The sequence below is a fragment of the Ramlibacter sp. genome, assembly GCF_013697775.1.
In the GTDB taxonomy this organism is placed as follows: domain Bacteria; phylum Pseudomonadota; class Gammaproteobacteria; order Burkholderiales; family Burkholderiaceae_C; genus Ramlibacter.
Window position 1 is genome coordinate 1 of sequence record NZ_JACCWG010000032.1, and the last position, 21142, is coordinate 21142.

The 21142-nt window shown below is 65.6% G+C and carries 22 protein-coding genes; 13 read left to right on the top strand and 9 right to left on the bottom strand.

The annotated features are described in order from the left end of the window. Nucleotides 1-122: 122 nt before the first annotated feature. Nucleotides 123-578 (bottom strand): ester cyclase, encoded by a 456-nt coding sequence (locus H0U68_RS01670; RefSeq protein ID WP_296352424.1) that lies wholly within the window; start codon nucleotides 576-578, stop codon nucleotides 123-125. 59 nt (nucleotides 579-637) lie between these two features. After that, complete coding sequence (locus tag H0U68_RS01675; RefSeq protein ID WP_296352425.1) at nucleotides 638-1207, bottom strand: TetR/AcrR family transcriptional regulator; 570 nt, start codon at nucleotides 1205-1207, stop codon at nucleotides 638-640. A 183-nt stretch (nucleotides 1208-1390) separates the two neighbouring features. On the opposite strand from H0U68_RS01675, the gene H0U68_RS01680 reads away from it, so the two are divergent. Then, nucleotides 1391-1651 (top strand): hypothetical protein, encoded by a 261-nt coding sequence (locus tag H0U68_RS01680; RefSeq protein WP_296352426.1) that lies wholly within the window; start codon nucleotides 1391-1393, stop codon nucleotides 1649-1651. Between the two features lie 43 nt (nucleotides 1652-1694). Here the strand turns inward: H0U68_RS01680 and H0U68_RS01685 are convergent, their stop codons facing one another. Genes H0U68_RS01685 through paoA form a run of 3 tightly spaced genes read right to left on the bottom strand, consistent with a single transcriptional unit; the run spans nucleotide 1695 to nucleotide 5553 of the window. Next, on the bottom strand, nucleotides 1695-3971 hold the full coding sequence (locus H0U68_RS01685) for a xanthine dehydrogenase family protein molybdopterin-binding subunit (RefSeq protein ID WP_296352427.1): 2277 nt from the start codon (nucleotides 3969-3971) through the stop codon (nucleotides 1695-1697). Further along, nucleotides 3968-4921, bottom strand: coding sequence for a xanthine dehydrogenase family protein subunit M (locus tag H0U68_RS01690; protein ID WP_296352428.1), 954 nt, complete (start codon nucleotides 4919-4921; stop codon nucleotides 3968-3970). Before H0U68_RS01690 ends, H0U68_RS01685 begins: the two co-directional genes overlap by 4 nt. After that, nucleotides 4918-5553, bottom strand: coding sequence for an aldehyde dehydrogenase iron-sulfur subunit PaoA (gene paoA, locus H0U68_RS01695; protein ID WP_296352429.1), 636 nt, complete (start codon nucleotides 5551-5553; stop codon nucleotides 4918-4920). The genes H0U68_RS01690 and paoA overlap by 4 nt, the downstream gene beginning before the upstream one ends. A 147-nt stretch (nucleotides 5554-5700) precedes the next feature. Here paoA and H0U68_RS01700 point away from each other — a divergent pair, with 147 nt between their 5' ends. Next, nucleotides 5701-5973 (top strand): VF530 family protein, encoded by a 273-nt coding sequence (locus H0U68_RS01700; protein ID WP_296352430.1) that lies wholly within the window; start codon nucleotides 5701-5703, stop codon nucleotides 5971-5973. Nucleotides 5974-6057: 84 nt separating this feature from the next. On the opposite strand, the gene H0U68_RS01705 is transcribed toward H0U68_RS01700, so the two are convergent. The 4 genes from H0U68_RS01705 to H0U68_RS01720 form a co-directional block, all read right to left on the bottom strand. Further along, nucleotides 6058-6486 (bottom strand): cell envelope biogenesis protein TolA, encoded by a 429-nt coding sequence (locus H0U68_RS01705; protein WP_296352431.1) that lies wholly within the window; start codon nucleotides 6484-6486, stop codon nucleotides 6058-6060. Nucleotides 6487-6549: 63 nt separating this feature from the next. Next, nucleotides 6550-9033, bottom strand: coding sequence for an arsenate reductase (azurin) large subunit (locus H0U68_RS01710; RefSeq protein WP_296352432.1), 2484 nt, complete (start codon nucleotides 9031-9033; stop codon nucleotides 6550-6552). A gap of 10 nt (nucleotides 9034-9043) precedes the next feature. Continuing rightward, on the bottom strand, nucleotides 9044-9571 hold the full coding sequence (locus tag H0U68_RS01715) for an arsenate reductase (azurin) small subunit (RefSeq protein WP_296352433.1): 528 nt from the start codon (nucleotides 9569-9571) through the stop codon (nucleotides 9044-9046). Between the two features lie 11 nt (nucleotides 9572-9582). Then, on the bottom strand, nucleotides 9583-9786 hold the full coding sequence (locus H0U68_RS01720; RefSeq protein WP_296352434.1) for a hypothetical protein: 204 nt from the start codon (nucleotides 9784-9786) through the stop codon (nucleotides 9583-9585). A gap of 194 nt (nucleotides 9787-9980) precedes the next feature. Here H0U68_RS01720 and H0U68_RS01725 point away from each other — a divergent pair, with 194 nt between their 5' ends. From H0U68_RS01725 to H0U68_RS01775, 11 genes are all read left to right on the top strand, one after another. Then, complete coding sequence (locus H0U68_RS01725; protein WP_296352435.1) at nucleotides 9981-10808, top strand: phosphate ABC transporter substrate-binding protein; 828 nt, start codon at nucleotides 9981-9983, stop codon at nucleotides 10806-10808. Between the two features lie 60 nt (nucleotides 10809-10868). Then, nucleotides 10869-11771: a phosphate ABC transporter permease subunit PstC gene (pstC, locus tag H0U68_RS01730; protein WP_296352436.1), complete on the top strand. Its 903-nt coding sequence runs from the start codon at nucleotides 10869-10871 to the stop codon at nucleotides 11769-11771. Further along, nucleotides 11768-12661, top strand: coding sequence for a phosphate ABC transporter permease PstA (gene pstA / locus H0U68_RS01735; protein ID WP_296352437.1), 894 nt, complete (start codon nucleotides 11768-11770; stop codon nucleotides 12659-12661). The genes pstC and pstA overlap by 4 nt, the downstream gene beginning before the upstream one ends. A 4-nt stretch (nucleotides 12662-12665) precedes the next feature. Further along, nucleotides 12666-13502 carry a phosphate ABC transporter ATP-binding protein gene (locus H0U68_RS01740; RefSeq protein ID WP_296352438.1) on the top strand — a complete coding sequence of 279 codons (837 nt, stop codon included), beginning with the start codon at nucleotides 12666-12668 and terminating at the stop codon, nucleotides 13500-13502. A gap of 252 nt (nucleotides 13503-13754) precedes the next feature. Continuing rightward, nucleotides 13755-15119: a 3-phosphoshikimate 1-carboxyvinyltransferase gene (gene aroA / locus H0U68_RS01745; RefSeq protein WP_296352439.1), complete on the top strand. Its 1365-nt coding sequence runs from the start codon at nucleotides 13755-13757 to the stop codon at nucleotides 15117-15119. After that, entirely contained in the window at nucleotides 15116-16606 is a 1491-nt protein-coding gene (locus tag H0U68_RS01750; protein ID WP_296352440.1) for a hypothetical protein, read from the top strand. Before aroA ends, H0U68_RS01750 begins: the two co-directional genes overlap by 4 nt. A 3-nt stretch (nucleotides 16607-16609) precedes the next feature. Next, nucleotides 16610-17656 carry an Ldh family oxidoreductase gene (locus H0U68_RS01755; protein ID WP_296352441.1) on the top strand — a complete coding sequence of 349 codons (1047 nt, stop codon included), beginning with the start codon at nucleotides 16610-16612 and terminating at the stop codon, nucleotides 17654-17656. Nucleotides 17657-17677: 21 nt separating this feature from the next. Continuing rightward, a complete protein-coding gene (locus H0U68_RS01760; RefSeq protein WP_296352442.1) occupies nucleotides 17678-17995 on the top strand; it encodes a metalloregulator ArsR/SmtB family transcription factor in 318 nt (105 codons plus the stop codon). Between the two features lie 104 nt (nucleotides 17996-18099). Beyond that, a complete protein-coding gene (locus H0U68_RS01765; RefSeq protein WP_296352443.1) occupies nucleotides 18100-19200 on the top strand; it encodes a permease in 1101 nt (366 codons plus the stop codon). 119 nt (nucleotides 19201-19319) lie between these two features. Next, nucleotides 19320-20057 carry a transglutaminase domain-containing protein gene (locus tag H0U68_RS01770; RefSeq protein ID WP_296352444.1) on the top strand — a complete coding sequence of 246 codons (738 nt, stop codon included), beginning with the start codon at nucleotides 19320-19322 and terminating at the stop codon, nucleotides 20055-20057. Then, nucleotides 20054-21022: a tripartite tricarboxylate transporter substrate binding protein BugE gene (locus tag H0U68_RS01775; RefSeq protein ID WP_296352445.1), complete on the top strand. Its 969-nt coding sequence runs from the start codon at nucleotides 20054-20056 to the stop codon at nucleotides 21020-21022. The genes H0U68_RS01770 and H0U68_RS01775 overlap by 4 nt, the downstream gene beginning before the upstream one ends. The last annotated feature ends 120 nt before the right edge of the window (nucleotides 21023-21142 follow it).

Below are 21142 nucleotides of genomic sequence, written 5' to 3' on the forward strand. Positions count from 1 at the left end.
CGAAGCTCCTGCTGCGTCTGCCCATCCAGCTCAATCGACTTGGCGACCCGCATGGCATCACACCCCCTTGGCCATCGGAGTATGCCTTCGAGCGAAAGTTCAACTAATTCGCGCGCACTACACTAGAACATCCCGTTCGTATTGGCGGCGGTTTCGGGGATGGGTTGGCGCACGTCCCAATGTTCAACGATCTTGCCGTGTTCAAGCCTGAAGATTTCCATGATCGCCAACCCCGCTTCTTCGGGCTGAGGCTTGACGTGGACATGCAGCACCACAAAGTCGCCGTCGGCGAAGACGCGTTTGACATCGCTGCGAAGTCCAGGGAATTGCATTTTCATGCCATCCATCAACGACCGAAAACCCTCGATTCCATCCTTGCTCCTGGGATTGTGATTGATGAAATGCGGCCCAAAATAGGTCACGGCTTCGTCGATGTTTTTTTGATTCAAAGCCGCGTCGTAGAACACTAAAACTTTCCGTTTGTTAGCCTCGCGGTCATCGTCTGCGGCATGCGCCGGCGTGGCGCCGGCGGCCGCCGTCGTTGCCAAGCTGATTCCAAAGGCTCTTCTATCAGTCATCATCTTTTCTCCTTTTATGCTCTTTTTGTACTATTCAGTCCGTAATCAGCCAAAAAAAATTACACCAAGGCTTTCATGATCGTCGCGAGAGTCTTAGTTCGTGCATCCACTGCGAGATTGGCGCGGCCCAAAACCTGCAACCCATAGAGATTTGCGACGAGAAACGTGGACAGCACGCGCGCATCGGCATCCGCGGCAAACTGTCCAGCTTCCTGTCCCCGCACGATCGTGTCCTGGTAGGCGTCTTCGAGCAGTTCCAGCCCGCGCCTGACGCGCATGCGCACGAGTTGGTCCTGTCCGCCTCGTTCGATCGCGCAAACCTGAAGAAAGCAGGTTTTAGAGGAGGATTGGAAGCCAAGAATCTTTTCGAAGCTCCTGATAATCGCTGCGCGAGGTGGTCCACGCCGCAAATCGTCGATGTTTGCCTGCAGTACAGTCTCGATATAGCGGTCGAGGGACGCCAGGAGCATTTCGTGCTTGCTGCCGAATGCACCGTAGAAGCTGCTTTTGCTGAGGCCCACTTCGCGAAGCAACCCATCGAGCGAAGTTGCCTCATAGCCGCCGCGCCAAAATAGCTGCAACGCGCCATCCAGTACCTGCTCGTGATCAAATTCTCTCAGGCGTGCCATTTTTTAGGACTGTTTGGTCCTGAATTTTATGTGCAGAGAGCTGACGAAGTCAAGCTCTCCGCCGACATGGGTGCGCGCCGAGCTGCGGCGTCGCAGCGCCTGCGCCTACGCCGCGGTCCCGCCCGCCGCCGTAGATTCGGGCAAAGACCTGAAGGACCAACCAAAATGCAGCCGAACGCTTCCATGACACCCGCTTCCATTCTCCCGGTGCCGAAAGTCGACATCGACAGCGACGTGCCCGTTGCCATCATCCCGACCGCCAGCGTCGCGCCGCTGGACGGCCCTCCCAATGGCGAACGCATCAACACCTTCACCCTCGCGCCGCTCGAAGATACCGCCGTCAATGCCTATGGCAGCATGCGCGAGCGCGTGCTCAGCAAGCCGCTCACGTACGTGGCCGCGGCGTTCTCGCTGGGCTTCGTTTTCGCCCGCATGCTGCGCTGACGCCGCGCGTATCACCCGGCGGGTACATGCATAGGCGACGGTGTCACGCCGCCTGCGCCCGCCCCTGCAGCAGCTTGTCCAGCGTCACTGGGTAATCGCGCACGCGCATGCCTGTTGCGTTGTAGATCGCATTGGCGATCGCCGCGCTCACGCCGCAGATGCCCAACTCACCGACGCCCTTGGCCTTCAACGGCGTCGCCATCGGGTCCACCTCGTCGAGGAAGATCACGTCCTGGTGCGGGATGTCGGCATGCACGGGCACTTCGTATCCCGCGAGGTCGTGGTTCACGAAGAACCCTAGGCGCTTGTCCACGGCAAGCTCTTCCATCAGCGCACCGCCCACGCCCATGGTCATGGCGCCGATCACCTGGCTGCGCGCCGTCTTCGGATTCAGGATGCGGCCGGCCGCGCACACGGCGAGCATGCGGCGCACCCGCACCTCCGCCGTGAAGGCATCGACGCCCACCTCGACGAAGTGCGCGCCGAAGGTGGACTGCTGCGCCTGCTTTGCCAGCTCGCCGAACTCCATCGTGTCCTCGCCAACCAGCTCGCCCTGGGCCGCCGCCTCGCGCAACGCGACGCGACGCGCGCCCAAGCGCACTTGGCCATCGGCGAACACCGCGGTGGCGGAAGCGATGCCCAGCCGCTGCGCGATCGCCTCGCGCAGCTTCACGCACGCGGCGTACACGCCGGCCGTGGAACTGGCCGCGCCCCACTGGCCGCCGGACCCGGACGAGACGGGAAACGCCGAGTCGCCCAGGCGCACGAAGACGGTGTTCAGCGGCACGCCCAGCATCTCCGCCGCGGTCTGCGCCAGGATGGTGTAGCTGCCGGTGCCGATGTCGGTCATGTCGGTCTCGACAGTCACCACGCCGCGCCCGTCCAGCCGCACGCGGGCGGCGGACTTGGTGGTCGGCGCGCCGCGGTACGCCGCCGCCACGCCCATGCCGACGCGCCAGCGGCCGTCGCGCACCTGCCCCGGCTTCGCGTTGCGCCTGTTCCAGCCGAAGCGCTCGGCGCCTATCTGCAGGCATTGCACCAGCTGGCGCTGCGAGAACGGCTGCCCGGCCGGCTTGGCCTGCTGGCTGGCCGCCTGGGCGTTCTGGCCCTGCGGGTCGTCCTTGCCCTTGGCGCGCGAATGGTCCGGCACCACCTGCGTGTCGTTCCTGATGCGCAGCTGCACCGGGTCCATGCCCAGCTTGTCGGCCAGTTCGTCCATCGCGACCTCGAGCGCCATGTGCCCCGTCGCCTCGCCGGGTGCGCGCATCGCGTTGGCTTCGGGCAGGTCCAGCGTCGCGAGCCGTGTCGCGGTCATGCGGTTGGCACCGGCGTAGAGCATGCGGGTCTGGTGCACGGCGCTGTCCGGCTTGCCCTGGGGCAGGTCGCCGGACCAGCTCTCGTGCGCAATGGCGGTGATCCTGCCGTCGCGCTCGGCCCCGAGTCGCACCCGCTGGATGGTGGCGGGCCGGTGCGTGGTGTTGTTGATCATCAGCGCGCGCTGCAGCGCGACCTTCACCGGCCGCCCCGCGGCCTTCGCGCCCAGCGCGGCGAGCACGGCGTCGGAGCGCACGAACAGCTTGCCGCCGAAGCCGCCGCCGATGAAGGGCGACACGAGCCGCACCTTTTCCTTCGGGATCTTCAGCGTGGTGGCCAAGTCGCCGCGGCTCCAGTCGACCATCTGGTTGGACGTCCACACCGTCAGCTGGTCGCCGCTCCAGGCGGCGATGGTGGCGTGCGGCTCCATCATGGCGTGGCTGTGGTCAGGCGTGGTGTAGGTGGCGTCCACCTGCACCGGCGCGGCGGCGAACGCGCCCGCGAAGTCTCCGACACTGGAGTCGGGGGTGCCGCCGTTCATTTCGTCGGGCTTCGCCGCGCCATCCCTGCCCTTGGCGAGGTCGAAGCGGCCCGGCGTCCGTTCGTAGTCGACCTTCACCAGCTGGGCCGCCGCGCGCGCCTGCTCGAAGGTGTCGGCCACGACCAGGGCGACGGCCTGGTGGTAGTGGTCGATCTCCGGGCCGCCCAGCAGCTTGGCGGTGTTCATCTTGCCCTTGCCCAGCGCACCCGCGGACTGCGCGGTGACGATGGCGAGCACGCCCGGCGCGCGGCGCGCCGCCTCGAGATCCATGGACCGGATGCGGCCCTTCGCGATGCCGGCGCCGACCACCCAGCCGTAGGCGGGATTGCGGGCCACGTCGTGCCGCTCGTACGCGTACGGCGCGGTACCGGTGGTCTTGAGCAGGCCGTCGATGCGGTCGACCGGCTTGCCGACGACCTTGCCCTGGTCGATCGGGTTGGTGGTGGCGGGGGTGTCGAATTTCATGGGGTTGGGGCCTGTTCCAGCACCGAGGCGATCGTCCGCTCGGCCAATGCCAGCTTGAAAGCGTTGTGTTCGGTGGGCCGGGCGTCCGCGAACAGCCGGTCGGCGGCGGCCTTCGCGCCGCGTGGCAGCTCGGCATCGGCTGCATCGACGCGCCACGGCTTGTGCGCGACGCCGCCAAGCGCCACGCGGCCGGTGCCGTCGCGCTGCACGATCGCGGCGACCGACACCAGCGCAAAGGCGTACGAGGCCCGGTCGCGCACTTTTTGATAGAGCTGCCGGCCGCCGGCGGGCCGCGGCAGCGTCACCGCGGTGATCAGCTCGCCCGGCTCCAGCGTGGTCTCCACGTGCGGGGTGTTGCCGGGCAGCCGGTGGAAGTCGGCGATGGGAATCACGCGCGCACGGCCGCTGGCGTGGATGGTCTCCACCGCCGCGTCGAGCGCGCGCATGGCCACGGCCATGTCGCTCGGGTGCGTGGCAATGCACGCGTCGCTGGAGCCCACCACCGCGTGCTGGCGGCTGTAGCCGCCGATGGCGGAGCAGCCGCTGCCCGGCAGGCGCTTGTTGCACGGCATGTTGCCGTCGTAGAAATACGGGCAGCGCGTGCGCTGCAGCAGGTTGCCGGCGGTGGTCGCCATGTTGCGCAGCTGCCCCGACGCACCGGCCACCAGCGCACGGGCCAGCACGCCGTAGTCCCGGCGCACGCGGGCGTCGGTGGCCAGGTCGGCATTGCGCACCAGCGCGCCGATGCGCAGGCCGCCGTCGGGGGTGCGTTCGATCCTGTCCAGCCCGATGCCGTTGATGTCCACCAAGTGCATCGGCGCCTCGATCTGCAGCTTCATCAGGTCCAGCAGGTTGGTGCCGCCGGCAACGAACTTGGCGCCGGGCCGGGCCGCGACGGCCGCCGCAGCCTGCGCGGGCGTGCTCGCGCGCTCGTAGCTGAATGCTTTCATGCCCGGCCTCCCGCGACCTCGGTGATCGCCTCTGCGATGTTGGAATACGCGCCGCAGCGGCAGAGGTTGCCGCTCATGCGCTCTTGCAACTCGGCGCGCGACAGCAGCGGGCGGGCAGCGATGTCGGCGGCCGCATGGCTGGGCACGCCGCGCTTCAGCTCGTCGAGCATGCCGACGGCCGAGCAGATCTGGCCCGGCGTGCAGTAGCCGCACTGGAAGCCGTCGTGCTTGACGAACGCCGCCTGCAGGGGATGCGGCTTCGCGGGCGTGCCCAGACCCTCGATGGTGGTGACCTTCGCGCCGTGGTTCATCACTGCCAGCGTAAGGCAGGACACCGTGCGGCGTCCGTCCACCAGCACCGTGCAGGCGCCGCACTGGCCCTGGTCGCAACCCTTCTTGGTGCCGGTCAGGTGCATGTGCTCGCGCAGGGCGTCGAGCAGCGTCGTGCGCGTGTCGAGCTCGAGCGTGCGCCGTGTGCCGTTCACGTCCAGCGTGACCGTCGCCATGGATGGCGCGGGCTCTCGCGGGGTCCCCTGCGCGGATGCGGCGCCCGGCGCCGTGGCCGCGGCCGAGGCGGCGCCGGCAAGCAGCAGGTTGCGCCGCGTGAGAGAAAGATCGTCGTGGAAACTCATCGTAGGTCCTGCGCAAGCGCCGCGCTGAAATGCGCGAGCATGGGCCGCCCTGTGTGCCCGCGGTGTAGGCATGCGGAGGACGCGGGCGTCGGCAGATGGTAGATGCCATGCCTGGCCGTGAACCGGCTGGGCGGGCAGAATTCATGCATGCAAGACGCCTCGCCCCCTCCCGCCCACCCCCGCGATCCTCTGCACGGCCTGACGCTGGAGGCCATCGTTCGTGCGCTTGAGTTGTATTACGGGTGGGCCGAACTGGCGGTCCGAATTCCGGTGCGCTGCTTCACCCACGATCCAAGCGTCAACTCGAGCCTGAAGTTCCTTCGCAAAACACCATGGGCGCGCGAGAAGGTGGAAGGGCTTTACCTGTTCATGCTGCGTGAACAACGGCGAGGCAGCGGCGGCCTGGCTGAGCACCGCTGAGCACCGCTGAGCGGGTCTGCATTTTGCAAGTACCAAAGCAAAATGCCCGCTAAAGCGGGCATTTTGACGAGCGCCTGAAGAAGATTACTTCTTGGCGTCTTCCTTCTTGGCTTCTGCCTTCACTTCCGACTTTTGCTGCTTGGCTTCAGCGGCGACCACGGCCTTGGTCTTCGTCGCGTCGGCCGCATTGACCTTGCCTTCAGCCTTGGTCGTCGAAGCAGCCTTCTCCGCCTTTTTCTGGGCGGCGGCGGCCTTCTTCGCTGCCTTGGCTCGCGCCCGCGCGTGCTTCTTTTCCGCGGCGGCGGTGGCCTTGGCGGACTTCGCGTCGGCCTTCGCTTCGGCCTTCATTTCCGTCTTGGCAGCGGCCGAAGAAGCGGCCATGGGCGCGCCTGCGTGGGATGCGGCAAAGGACGACGCGGCAAAGAAGGAGGCAGCCAGAATGGCAAGGAGTTTGTTCATAGTGTGGTCCCGCAGAGTGATTAAGAAATTAGCCGCCCGACTGGACTGCCTCATCACAACGCGTCGGCGTGCTCGGCCGTTGACCGCCTCGCAAGATCAGCACCGGCGGAGACCTCCTCAGCTGAAACGGCGCTCCTTCAGGCTGACGTGCTGCTTCCACTCCTCCATGCTGCCCACGCGGCGGATGCTTGCCCACGTCCCCTTGTAGTACGGCACCACGTTGCGGTCGACCCATGGCGTGGTCACGTTGCCGGCAACGCCCCTGAAGTACCCGAACAGCATAAAGGTCTGGTCCGTCTTCGCCGATGCGGTGGGGTACGCCATCGCATAGGTGGCGCCATGGTCGTTGAACACCTCCACCACGTCGCCCGCTTCGACACCCGCGGAGGCCGCGTCCCGGGGGTTCATCTCGAGATAGGCCATCGGGTAGCGGTCGCTGACGAAGGCGTTGTACTGGTCGTGGTAGGCCGTCTGCCAGACCTCGTTCGCCCGTCCGTTGTTGATCCAGAAACGGTGCTTCGCCTTCTGGTCCTCCACGGTTTTCGGCAACCCGTTCCACGGCGCCGGCTTGAATTCGGCGCGGCCATCCTTGGTATCGAACCTTCCGTCCGCGTAGTGGATTTCGGTGCCGACCAGCGTGTCGCCCCGCACCTCCTTGATCGGAAGCTGCACACCGTTGTTGCCGGCCTTGCGCAGCAGCGCGTAGGTGGCAAGGTAGCCGGTGTCGCCGCCCTGGCTGTCGATCGGCCCCGCGCCCGGCCTGCCGGCACGGCGGAAGCCGTCGTTGAAGGCGTCTTCTTCGGTTTTCCAATCGAACCCCTCGAAGCGCCGGGCCATGTCCGCCTTGCCCTCGGCCGCGTACATCGCCTTCAACGTGTTCGCGATGTCCGCGGCGATGAGGCAGTCCGGCTTGGCCGAGCCGGGCGGATCCATGAACTTCTCCGACAGCCTCAGCCGGCGTTCGCCGTTCATGGACGTCAGGTTCATCTCGCCCGGGTGTGTTGCCGGCAGCAGCATGTGCGCGTGCTCGGCGATCGTGGTCGGATACAGGTTGATGCCGACGACGAACAACCCGCCCTTGTTCTTGCAGGCGTCGTAGATGATGTCGACCATCTGTTCAGTGGATGCGCCACGTGCCTTTGCCATCGCTTCCTTGACGATGCCGGCACGCCGGGCGATCACGTCGCGGTGCTCCTGGGCGTTCAGCGTCGTCTGGAACGGATTGGTCCCCCACAGCGTGTACATGAGCCCCTTGCCGCCGATGATCTCCCGGTCGATGTAGATCTTCGTCTCGCCCGGGTAAGGCGGCCGCGTGTAGCCTTCCTGGTGCCCGCCCATGCGGCATGCGCCGGTGCCGCGGCGCCCGACGTTGCGGGTGGCGAGCGCCAGGCCGACCAGCGCGCTCTGGATCACGTAGTTGTCGTTGCCCCAGATGATCCCCTTCTCGTACGCATGGAAAGTGCGCGGGCGGTGTCCCGACGCCTTGGGCTTGTATGCCCACTCCGCCGCCTGGACCAGCCTGGCGACCGGAATGCCCGTGATCCTGGAGCCGTCCTCCAGTGACATGCGGTTGGCCTTCACCGCATCGTCGAAGCCCTTGGTGGACGCGGCGATGAAGTCGCTGTCGTGCCAGCCCTGCTGCACGACATGGGTGAAGAGCGTGTTGAAGAGCGCGGTGTCGGTGCCGGGCAGGAGGTCCAGGTGCAGCACGTTCTCCTTGCCCGCGACCTGTTCGCAGATGGCGACGGTTGCCGTGCGGCGCGGGTCGACGATGATCACCTTGGCTGCCGCGGCCGATTCGCCTGGGAACCACTTGCGCTTCTTTTCCACGGTGCCGCCGGACAGGTTGGGCACCCAGTGGTTGAGGAAGTAGTTCGTCTGCGTCTCGTAGGGATTGCAGCCGGTGGCGATGATGGTGTCGCTGAGCTGTGCGTCTTCATAGCTGTTGTTCAGCTCGCCCACGCCCATGTCGCGCGTGGCGTGGCACTCGGAGTTGTAGGCCGGCCGGTTGTGGATGCGCACCATGGGCGTTTGCAACGCACTGAACATCAGCTTGCCGGTGCCCCAGGTGTTCTCGAAGCCGCCGCCCGCGCCGCCATGGTCGAAGCAGTCGTAGAACAATCCACCCGGCCCGTCGGTGTCGAGGATCTTCCTGGTCAGTCCGGCGTACAGCGCCATCGCGGCCGACCAGTTCGTGTCCAGCCACAGGCCGCTGCGGAAGACACGCGGGCTCTTCAGGCGCTCGCGGCCCGCGCCGCCCTCGCTGTACATGTACGAGGCCATCTTGCCGCCCCGCGTGGACGACAGGCCGCCGTTGACCACGCAGGCCTTGTCCGGAACGATCATGATGTTCCAGCGCTTGCCGTCGCGGTCCTTGACCGTGTTGGTCATCGCCGGGGTCAGGGTGATCGCCATCGGCGGCAGCTGCTTGCGGAAGTCCATGCCCAGGGCGTTCTGGTCCGGCGCGCGGCCGCCTTCGCGCAGCGCATCCCACTTGTACGCGTGGTAGCCGCAGCCGACGATGCAGAAGTGGCAGGTGAGGTTGGTTTTCTGCGCGTCCGCCGGCGGCAGCGCGATGCGGTCCGTGGTGCTGGTGCTCATGGCTGGCGCCTCAAAGGATGTTGGCCTGGCGGCCATAAATGAGGCCGTCCACGCCGAACGCGGAAATCGTGTCCGTCGCGAGGTCGTGGCGCAGGCGCACCATCGGCAGGTTCTCGGTCGCCTGGCCGCACACCATCTGTCCCGCCTTCTCGGCATCGAAGATCGAGAAGTGGCAGCCGCACTTGAACGTCCTGGTGGTCGGCTCGTAGACAACCGGACAGCCCATGTGCGTGCACTGCGCGCTGTACGCGACGATGTCCTTGTTCGGCCCGACGCCGCCCTGTACTTCGGAACCCGTGCGGATCGCGACGCACGGAGACGACGCATCCGGGTAGGCGAAGGCCACGGCCTGGTTCACCGGCATCGCCGCCGCCTTGCCGATGGCCTTAGCGGGATACGGCAGTGCCGTCGCCCCCGCCGCGCCAGCCGGCTGCGCGGCATGCGCGGGCTGGATGGGAATGACCACCGAACCAACGGCGGCGGCAGCCGTGCCACTGGATTTCAAAAAGAGCCTGCGATTGAGCTTGGCCGTGTCCATCGTGTCTTCTCCTATGCATTCGAATCGTGCGTTCCGCCGCGACGCCTGGCGCCGTGATCGAGACGCTCCTTCACCACTCGCCACAACATGGAACCCGCCCCCACGGCCAGCGCAAGGACGATCACGATCGCTGCATGCGCGTAGTTCGACAGCAGCCAATGTTCGGGGGAAACCATGATGTACTCCTTCGTGTTGACGTTGTGCAGCAGACGCATCGAAGCGCTTCCTCTCTAACTACACAACTAGCATCATAGGGATGAAATCGAATAGGCGCGCGCCGATGCATTCGATTCGCCGGCGCAAAACAGGGCCTGCACAAATCCGGCCGCAAAGCACTTGTTACCAAACGAAATTGCTCCACATTGCTGGAACGCTAGGGATATAGTTGTATTTCACAGGGAGATAAAACATGATGAATTTCATCGGTGCAATGCGCTGGATCGCCATTGCTCTCGGGCTTGTCTTTGCTGGAGCGGCGAACTCTGCCGATGTGCAGCCGACGCGATTGACCGTCACCGGCGCCAGCACCATCGCTCCCCTCATGGCCGACATCGCCAAGGCGCATGAGATCAAATATCCCAATATCCGCACCGATGTCCAGACCGGAGGCACGTCACGGGGGATCACCGACGTGCGCAAGCAGACCGCCCAGATCGGCATGGTGTCCAGGGCCCTGTACGACAACGAAAAGGACCTGCGCTCGGTCCTGATTGCCCGCGACGGCATTGCCATGATCGTCAACAAGGCAAACAGCGTGCAAAAGCTGTCGCGCGACCAGGTGATCGCCATCTATTCCGGCAAGGTCCGCAACTGGAAGGAGGTCGGCGGGCCGGACATGCCGATCACCGTCGTGAGCAAGGCCGAGGGCCGCTCCACGCTGGACATCTTCTCCAACCATTTCGGCCTGCCCTACCGGGCCATCAAGGCCCATGTCATCGTCGGCGACAACCAGCAGGAAATCATGACGATCTCGGGTAACAAGGGCTCGATCGGCTATGTGTCGATCGGGTCGGCCGAGTACGAGCAGGAGCATGGCGCACCGATCAAGCTCGTGCAGCTCGACAATCTCATGCCCTCCACGAAGAGCGTGGCTGACGGCACGTATTCGATTGCGCGGGACTTGAATCTCGTCTACCGGGAACCCCTGTCGCCGGAAGCCCGCAGCCTTCTCGACTTCTCGACGTCTCCCGCAGCCAAGAAGCTCATCACCGCGAATTTCTTCATCCCTGTCCCCTGATACATGCCCGTCCGGCAGCGTGCCGGACCGTGTTCGAGCGTCCATCCGAAAGGGGAAACCATGAACATCGCCTGGGGCGAAGATCCGCGCGTGCGCGCGCGGCAGGACCGAAAGCTGGACAGAACCGTCTTCCTCGTGCTTGCCGCGGCAGCGCTGGTCGCGTTCTCCATCCTCGGCCTCATCGCGGCCTTCCTTGTGACGGGAAGCTACCCCGTGTTGTCCGAAGTCGGACTCGTCCGGATGCTGTCCGACGCCGAGTGGGGACCGCGCGAGAACCAGTTCAATCTTGCGCCGATGCTGGTCTCCAGCTTGCTGCTCACTGCAGGGGCGCTGCTCCTGACGACACCGATCAGCGTCGGCTTCGCGGTGTATTGCGCCTTCTACTGCAGGCGCCGTACCGCGGCCGCCCTGCTGCGCCTCGTCGATATCAGCGCAGGCATGCCGACCGTGATCTACGGCTTCTGGGGGCTGGTTGTCGTGGTCCCTCTCATCGGGGAAATCGCCGCGCCCGGGACGAGCATGCTGGCAGGCATCCTGGTCCTGAGCCTGATGATCTTTCCCACCATCACCGTCGTCGCGCATTCGGCGATCCAGGCGGTTCCCGGAAGTTATATCTACGCGTCCACCGCGCTCGGCGTGAGCCGGGCTTCGACCATCCTGCACATCGTGTTCCGGCACGCGAGCGCCGGCATCCTTGCGGCGATGACCTTGGGCGCCGCTCGCGCCATCGGCGAGACGGTGGTGGTGCTGATGGTGTGCGGCAACGTCGTCCAGATGCCCGCCTCGTTCTTCGATCCGGTGCGCACGCTGACCGCCAACATCGCGCTGGAGATGCCGTATGCACTGGGAATGCACCAGTCGGCGCTGTATGCGACGGGGCTGATGGTGCTGCTGGTCGTCACCTTCCTGGTCATGGTGAGCGAGATCTATTCGCGCCGCCAGCAGTGGGAGACGAGCAAATGAACGCGCCCAGCCGCGCAAGGCGCGGCAACACTCCCGCCGTGAAGGATGAATGGCTGTCCAGCCTCATCGTCCACTTCACGGTGGTGGTTGCGGTCCTGGCGCTCATTCTTCCGATCGCGCACATCGTCGTTCACGGCGCGCCGATGCTCACGCCGAGCTTCCTGCTCCAGGGGCCGGCACAGGGTGGACGCGCCGGAGGAATCGGTCCGATCCTGGTTTCCACCGCGATGATCGTGGGCATCAGCCTGGCGGCGGCGCTGCCCATCGCGCTGGGTACGGCCATCCTGCTGAGCGAGTTCCTCAGGGGCAGCAAGGTGGTGGTGCCGATCGTCAAGTGCAGCCTGGACATCCTGGCCGGCGTGCCGTCCGTGGTGTTCGGCCTGTTCGGCCTGGCGTTCTTCTGCCGCTGGATGGGCCTCGGCTATTCGATCCTGGCGGGAGGATTGACGCTGGGCTGCATGATCCTGCCGATCCTGACGCGTACCTTCTGCAGCGCCATCGACCAAATCTCCGGCCACTACCGCACGGCGGCCATCGCGCTCGGCTTGAACAGGACAGCGACGGTCTGGCACCTGACCTTGCCCGTGGCGATCCGCGGGCTTACCGCGGGCCTGGTCCTGGGCCTGACGCGGGCGCTGGCAGAAACCGCCGTGCTGCTCTTCACCAGCGGCTATGCGGACCGCATGCCCGAGTCGGTCCTCGATTCCGGGCGCAGCGTGTCCGTCCACATCTACGAACTCGCGACCAACGTGCCCGGCGGACAGCACGCCGCCTACGGATCGGCGTTCGTGCTGCTGCTTTTACTGGCCCTCATCAGCCTCGCAATCCATTTCACGTCGGATCGTCTGCAAGCGAAATTGCTTGGAACGAGCTTATCCATAGGGAGATAGTCGAATGACCGCATTGGCCCAGCAACCCTTCACGAGGCACCACGGCGGGATGCTCTTTCGAGCGCCACCGGAAGTGCGCGACCAGGAGTGCTGTTTCGAAATCTCGAATCTGGATATCAGCTACGGCGCGCGCAAGGTCATCGAGAACACGTCGCTGCGGATTCCGCACAACGCGGTGACGGCGATCATGGGTCCTTCGGGCTGCGGAAAGTCGACCTTCCTGTGCTCGCTGAACCGGCTCACCGACCTGGAACTCGACTGCCGCATCACCGGCGACGTCATATTCCAGAAGGACTGCGGTTCCGTGAAGGGCTCGCCCGTCGTTCTCGGGCGCCAGATCGGCATGCTGTTCCAGAAGCCGAACCCGTTCCCGTTCTCCATCTGGCGCAACCTCGAGTTTCCGCTCAGGCAGCATGGCGTCACGGACAAGGCGGTGATCGCCCAGGCGATCGAGCAGGCCTTGACCGACGTCGGCCTCTGGGCGGAGGTCAAGGACAAGCTGAAGGTGTCCGCGCTGTCCTTGTCGGGGGGCCAGCAGCAGCGGCTTTGCCTGGCACGCGCGCTGGTCCTCAAGCCCAGCGTGCTCTTGATGGACGAGCCGTGCAGCGCACTCGACCCGATCTCGACGCAGAAGATCGAGGCACTGATCAAGGAACTGGCCAAGAGAATCACCATCGTCCTGGTCACGCACAACATCGCGCAGGCGCGCCGCGTCGCCGACTACATCGCGCTGTTCTGGCACGACGGATCAGCAGGTCGGCTGATCGAGCACGGACGCGCCAGCGAGGTGTTCGAAGCGCCAAGCAGCGACTTCGCGCGCATGTACTTCGCCTTCGAGTAGTGCCGGGCCTTGCAGCGGACCATGAACGCCGGAGCACGCCACGACAGCGCCGCCGGAACGCCTTGGGACACTGCCGGCGGCGAACCTGCACCGCCGACGCGATCCGAAGGTTTCTCTTCGGATCTGAACGACGCTGCACCCAACCCCGACAGGATGCCCGTCCCGGACGCCGCGCAGCTGAGATGGGAACTCGGCTTCCTGGCCACGGGCCTGGGCCATTTCTAGAACACAACGAATTTTCAGGAGAGTGATATGAATGCCGTACTCAAGACAAGCAGCCATCCCCAGTCCCTGGACCTGGCGGCCTTCAAGCTGAAGGCAACGGCGGCCGAGCCGTTCATCGCGAAAATCCCCGGGTCCAAGTCGTACACAAACCGCGCCCTGGTGCTCGCCGCGCAGAGAATGGGACGCACGGAAATCGTCGGCGCGCTGCACTCCGAAGACACGGATCTGCTGGCGGCATGCCTGAACGCCTTCGGCGGGCTCGCGGTGGAAAAGACGCAGCAAGGCTTCACGGTCGTGCGCACGAGCGAAGAGCTCACCGCGCCGGAAAAGCCTGTTTTCGTGGGTGGCGGCGGAACGCCGGCGCGGCTGCTGATCGCCTTCGCCGCGATGGCCAAGGGCGAGACAACGGTGGACGGCAACGCCCGGCTGCGCGAGCGGCCCATGGGCGACCTGCTGGATGCGCTCACCGGGATGGGTGTGCAGTTCAGGTGCCTGGCCACCGAAGGCTGCCTGCCCGTGAAGATCACTGGCGGCGTGGCGATCGAAAAGACGGCCTGGCGGGTGAACGCAAGCAAGTCGTCCCAGTTCCTGACCTCGCTGCTGCTCCTCGCGGCGCAGCAAAAGCAGCCGGTTACGGTGCAGGTCGATGGGGACCTGGTCTCGAAGTCCTACGTGGAGATGACGCTGCAGATCATGCGCGACTGCGGCTTGCGCGTGGAGCACGAAGCGCTTCGCACATTCACGGTCTGGCCTGGCATGCCCAATAAGAGCACCATCCACATCGAGGTGGACGCGAGCGCCATGTCCTATTTCGCCGCCGCCGCCGCGCTGACCCGAACCACCGTCGTCATTCCCGGCATCACCCAAAGCTCCAAACAGGGCGATGCCCAGTTCGCGACGCTGATGGGCAAGATGGGCGCTTCCGTCGTCTGGCATGCGGATTCCGTCGAGGTCAAAGGGGTCACCCTGCGCGGCATCACGGTGGACATGGACACCATGCCGGACACGGTGTTGACGCTGGCGGCGGTCGCGTCGCAGGCCGAGGGGAACACCCGGGTCACGAACATCGCCAACCTGAAGATCAAGGAGTGCGATCGGATCCATGCGATCGAGGCGGAGTTAAACCGCCTGGGCAGCCACGCCGTGGGTGGCGACGATTCGGTGGACGTGCGGCCCACAGATACGCTCACGCCCGGCAGCGTGCAGACGTACAACGACCACCGCGTCGCGATGGCCTTCAGCCTGCTGGGGCTGGTGCACGACGGCATCCGCATCGAGGACCCGAAGTGCGTGGAGAAGTCGTTTCCCAGCTACTGGACCGAGCTGGCGCGTTTCGTGGCCCACCACAACCAGGGCAGCGGGCCCGCGCCCGCGATGGGAAGCGCCGCATGACGCGCGGCGTGCTGCTGATCCTCGACGGCGCCGGCTTGCGCCCCGAATGCGCGGGCAACGCCGTCACGGCGAAGACGATGCCGCGCTTTTTCTCGCTGATGGAGGCGTACGGGCATGCGACGCTGGAAGCGTCCGGCCCTGCCGTGGGACTGGAGCCCGGCATGGTCGGCAACTCCGAAGTCGGGCACACGGTGATCGGCGCCGGCTACGTGCCGCCGACTTCGTTGCAGCGCATCAACCAGGGCTACCAGGATGGGTCCTGGGCACGCCACGACGCCTGGCAGGCGCTGGCGAAGCACCGCCGGATTCACATCGTCGGGCTGCTCTCGGATGCCGGCGTGCATGCCCACGCGCGCACCATCCAGCAGGCAAACGAACTCGCCCGGCGGAACTGCCCGGACGCCGAGGTGATCGTCCACCTTGTGCTCGACGGCGTGGATGCACCCGCCGGCAGCGCCGTCGCATTAATGAAGCCGTTTGCCGGCTCGGCGGACTGCGACATCGGCTTGGTCATGGGCAGGAAGTGGTTCTGCGACCGCAGCGGCGACCTGGCGATCACCCGGCAATTCGTGGACGCGCTGATGAATACGGCAGCGCTTCCCGCGTTCAGCGCGGGCCGCCTGGCCGAACACCTGGGCAGCGCGACGGAAGCGAGTTTCCCCGCGCATGCCGTGCGCGTGGCGAGCGTCGCACCCGGTGAACCTGTCCTCCTGACCTCGCACCGCGCGGACCGCGCACAGCAGGTCGCACGGATGATCAATGCGCACTGCCCGGTGTACGCGGTCACCGACCTGGGCGAGGACATCCCGGCCGATCGCGTCTTCTTTCCGAGCGCGCCCCTGGCAGACGGGCTTGCCAGCACGCTGCAGCGCGCTGGCGTGCCGACCACGCGCATTGCGGAGAGCAGCAAGTTCCCGCACGTGACCCGTTTTTTCAACGGACTGAATCCGCCGATGGGCGAACGGTCCATCTGCATTCCGGCAGTCCCTGACCAGATGCTGGCGGACTGCCCGGAGATGTCCCTCTCCACCTTGCTGGCTGCGGCACTGGAGGTGATCGAATCCGACGAGGCGCCGCATGCGCTGGTAATCAATATCGCCAACCTCGACCAGATCGGCCATCTCGGCCGCTACGACCTCGCCGCTGTGGCGGCGGGCCATGTCGACGCTGCGCTCTGGGACGTCCACCAGGCATGCCGGCGGCACGGCTGGGAACTGCTGGTCACGGCCGACCATGGCAACGCCGACCAGATGACCGACGCCGCCGGCGGGCCCTTCAATTCGCATTCGCCGCACCCGGTCCCGCTGCTGGCCATCCCCGCTGCCGGCAGCAAGGTGGCGTGGCACGCCGGCAGCGGCACCTTGGCGCACGTTGCGCCGACATTCCTGGCCATGCTCGGCATCGAACAGCCGGCGCTGATGGCCGCGCCGTTGATTTCGACGAAGGCCGCCTTGGCCGAACCGGTCGCGTTGCGGGTGTGCTGTTAGGCCATGGAAGCGGCACCGCACCAGATCCTGATGGATGAAGCCACGGTGCGCCGGCGGGTGACCGCGGCGCTGTCCGGACTGGGTTTCGCACCTGCCGAAATCGCTTCGACCCTCACCAGCTGGCTCTACGCGGAATACTCGGGCAAGACGGGCCACGGGCTTGAAAGGCTGCCGTGGTTGACGCAGCTTGTGACGAGCGCCAAGGTCGTGCCTGCCCAGCCGCTGACGACGACGGTCAACGGGTTCCACACGGATGTTTCCGGCGAGCGGGCACTCGGCTACAGCGCGGCCGACGCCGCGGTTTCGCAAGCGGTGCGCCTCGGACGCGAGAAAGGCCTGGCGGTCGTCACCATGGCCGGCTGCTATCCCACCGGATGCATGGGCCAGTACACGGAGGCCATGGTCGACCACGGCCTGATCGGCATTGCGATCTCCCACAGTCCTGCCCGGGTTGCGCCGTATGGCGGTGCGTCCGCGGTCTTCAGCACCACCGGCCACAGCTTCGGATTCCCGAGTGCCGGGCCGGTGCCCTTCATCTACGACTCCTCGGTCGGCGCCGTCACCAATGGGCAGGTCATGGCCGCATACAAGGCCAATGCGCCGGTGCCCGCGGGCGTGTTGTCCAAGCACAGCGCAGGCCAGGCGGAGCGTTTCGACGAGGTCTTCGGCACGAACGGCGCTTTCGACGGAATCATCGCGCTGGCCGGCGGCGACCATGCGCACAAGGTGTCGGGATGGGCGGGCAGCCTGGAGCTGCTGATGCGGCTGGCGCTGCTGCCTGGCGCGGAAGAGCGGACACGGCAGGAAAACTATTCCATCTTCGTCGCGATCGATCCCGCCTGGTTCGGGGACGCGGCGGCGTACCGCGCGCTGGTGTCCGGGCTGCAGGCCTCCATCAACGGCGCACGGCCGGTGCCCGGAGCCGGCGCGCCTCAATTCCCCGGCGAAAGAAGCTTCCAGTCGAGAGCGCGCGCATCCAGAGAGCGAGTGATCTCGGTCAAGCCGGGGATCTTCGGGCAGGCTGATGATGACGAGGAAACTAAACCATAAACTTAGTGATATAATCGGCGCATGAAAGCAGAGATCGCCGTGCAATGTCTTGCCGCACTGGGCCACGTTTACCGCCTGCAGCTGTTCCAGCTTCTCGTCAGGGCCGGCAAGGAAGGCCTCAGCGTCGGCGAGATCCAGAAGGCGCTGGAGGTTCCGGCATCCACCCTGGCGTTCCATCTGCGCGAGCTCGCCGACGCCAAGCTCGTCAGCCAGACCAAAGAGGGGCGCACGGTTCGCTGCCAGGCCAATTTCGACGCACTCAACGACGTCCTGGTGTTCCTCAAGCAGGACTGCTGCAAGGGTGTCGCCCTGCCGGTCTTCCGGGGGGCCAGAAGCTAGTTTTTTTACCTCATAAAACCACAATCCTAGTTTGATAGCAGTTTCAACGTTCGAATGAACCCGGTCCCCGGAACGAAGAGTCGGTCCACTTTTGCGAGGTCATCATGGAAACCAGTGTCTCCCCCCAAACCGCAGGCGTGAAGGCGTGCTGCGTCAAAGCCGCCCCGCCAGCCCCGACCGAGCCGCTGGCGACACGCCTGCTCGGCCTCTGGTCGCGCATCGACAAGCCGCTGCTCAGCATCGCGGCGATCATCGTGTTCATTGCAGTGGCGCTGCCGGGGCAGCTCCAGGCTTCCCTGGCCGCCACGGGAACGTCCCTCCTGAACATCGCTCCGTGGATTGCGCTTTCGGTCGCGCTGGCCGCGTATGCGACGGCCAGCCGCGCCGACAGGCTGGTGGCGCAGGCGTTCACCGGCAATCCCGTCCGCATGATCGCGGTCGCCGCCCTTGTGGGGGCCGCGTCGCCGTTCTGCTCGTGCGGCGTGGTGCCGATCATTGCCGGGCTGCTGATGGCGGGCGTGCCGCTGGCCCCCGTCATGGCGTTCTGGATGAGCTCTCCGCTGATGGACCCGACCATGTTCATCATGACGGCTGCCAGCCTGGGCCTTGAATTCGCCGTGGTCAAGACGGTCGCCGCGGTGGTCATCGGGCTGTTCGCCGGTGGAGCGGTGCACCTGCTGGCGCGCTACAACATCGCGGTGGACATGCTGCGCCAGGGGCCGGTCAAGAAGTGCTGCAGCAAGAAGAAGGCCGCAGACTCCGCGCCCGAGTGGAAGTTCTGGCAGTCCGCCCAATCGCGCACCGCGTTCTGGGAAAGCGTGCGCTCCAACGGCTGGTTCCTGCTGCGCTGGATGACCATCGCATTCCTGCTGGAAAGCCTGATGACTGTCTTCCTGCCCGCCGAGAAGGTCACTGCCTGGCTCGGGCAAGGCCCAACCGCCATCCCCCTGGCGATCGCCATCGGCATCCCCAGCTATCTCAACGGCTATGCCGCGCTGCCGCTGGTCAGCGGGCTGATCGGCCTCGGGATGAGCAAGGCGGTCGCGCTCGCCTTCCTGGTGGGTGGCGGCGTGACGAGCGTCCCCGCAATGATCGCCGTGTGGGCACTCGTGAAGCCTCGCGGTTTCGCGCTGTACATGGCCCTCGCAGTGGCGGGCTCCTTCCTGGTCTCCTACGCATACGTCCTGTACCTTGCCGTCGCATAGGCCGCACCATGAGCAACTACCGCCTGCAGGTTGAGCTCGACGAGGATTCAATTCCGGAAGGGGCGCTCGGAGCGCTGTTTCCGGTTCCCCCCACGACGGCGGACCAGGAGTTCATGGGAATGAAGCTCCCGCCCACCTGGACGACGCGCACGGTGAGCACGCAAGACGGCCGCCAATCCGCGATGCTCGCCAGCTTCGCGCCGAAGGATGCGCGAAGCCTGGTGCACATGGACATCGGCCTGCGCCCGGGCCCGTTCGTCGAGGCCCACTTCGCTCCCCGCGAAGGCCGCAACACGGTCCCCGGGGACGACGCGGTGGAACTATTTCGCAGCCTGGACCTGGACGGCATCGCCGACGAGCGCGCGCGGCTGCGCCGCATCGTGGACCGCATCAGCGAAAAATTCGTCTACAAGCACAGCACCGGAAGAACCGATGCGCCGCTGACCTGCGACCTCCTCACCGGGAACTGCCTGGACATCAACTCCGCACTGATGAAGCTGCTGCGCCTCGCGAACGTCAAGCACGCCTACTACATCGGCTACTTCGTCGAAGAGGGGCAATCCGCCGCAGGCCGCCACTGCTGGGTGAGCACGGTCAGCCAGGGCCGCTACGAGAACTGGGATATCGCCCACCACCTGAAGCGCGACGTGCAACGTGTCGAAGCTGGCCTCAATCCGATCGCGGGCCTGCGGTTCGCGATGAGTTCCGGCTGGGACCCCGTGTTCGACCTGGATTCGATGAAGGTCGAGATGCACCACCTGGCCACGCCGAGATGGATTTTCCCGGATGGGAGCACGGCGGACTGCAAGGTGAAAGCCACCGTGAGCCAGGTCACGCAGCCCGAAGCCATCGCATGAACATCTTGCGGAACTTCGTCGCTGGTATCTTTTCCGCCACGCTGGCATTCACGTGTGTCGCGGGCGAATACCCCGAGCGGGAAATCAGGTTGCTCGTGCCCTTCGCGCCCGGCGGGGCCGCGGACATCATGGCGCGCATCATCGCGGAACCGCTGGGCCGCGCGCTGGGGCAGACGGTGCTGGTCGAGAACCGCAGCGGCGCCGGCGGCCTCATCGGGGCGACGGAAACCATGAAGGCGGCGCCCGACGGCTATTCGCTGGGCCTGGCAACCGCGTCCACGACAGCCGCGGTTCCCGCCCTCAATCCCAAGGCAGGCTACAACCCCACCACCGATTTCACGGCCATCACCGGCATTGCCGCCACGGCCAATGTGCTGGCGGTGCATCCGTCGTTTCCGGCCACGACGTATGCGCAGTTCCTCGAGGAAGTGAAGCGGCGGCCGGGCAAGTACGCCTACGCATCCTCCGGCCAGGGAACCATCCTGCATCTGCAGATGGAGCTGTACAAGAGCCTGAGCGGGACGTACATCGTCCACGTCCCCTACCGCGGGTCCGGCCCCGCGCTGAACGACGTGATCGCGGGACAGGTTCCGATCATCTTCGACAACATTCCGTCGGCCCTTCCCTTCATCAAGGAGCTCCGCCTGGTTCCCCTGCTGGTGGCGTCGCCGCAGCGCATGGCCGCCATGCCGAACGTCCCGACGTTCAACGAGGCCGGCCTGGAAGCGGTGAACCGCATGGCGTACTACGGCGTCGTGGGCCCGCGCAACATTCCCAAGGACGTGGTCGACAAGCTGCATGCGGCGATCGCGAAAGTCCTCGGCGATCCCGCGGTGCGCAAGCGCATCGAAGACACCGGGTCGGTGGTGCTGGCCAGTTCGCCGCGGGACTTCAGCGCCCAGATCAAGTCCGAATTCGAGCTGCACCAGAAGGTCGTCAAGGACAGAAAACTGGCCCTCAACTAGTGTCCTGTCCCGTAAATAACAGGCATTAATCGTGCTTGCTCTTGCGGTATCTTTCGAGCGGAGATACGCAATGAGAACGGGCAGGCCAAAGGCGGATTTGATCTTGTCGGACGAGGAGCG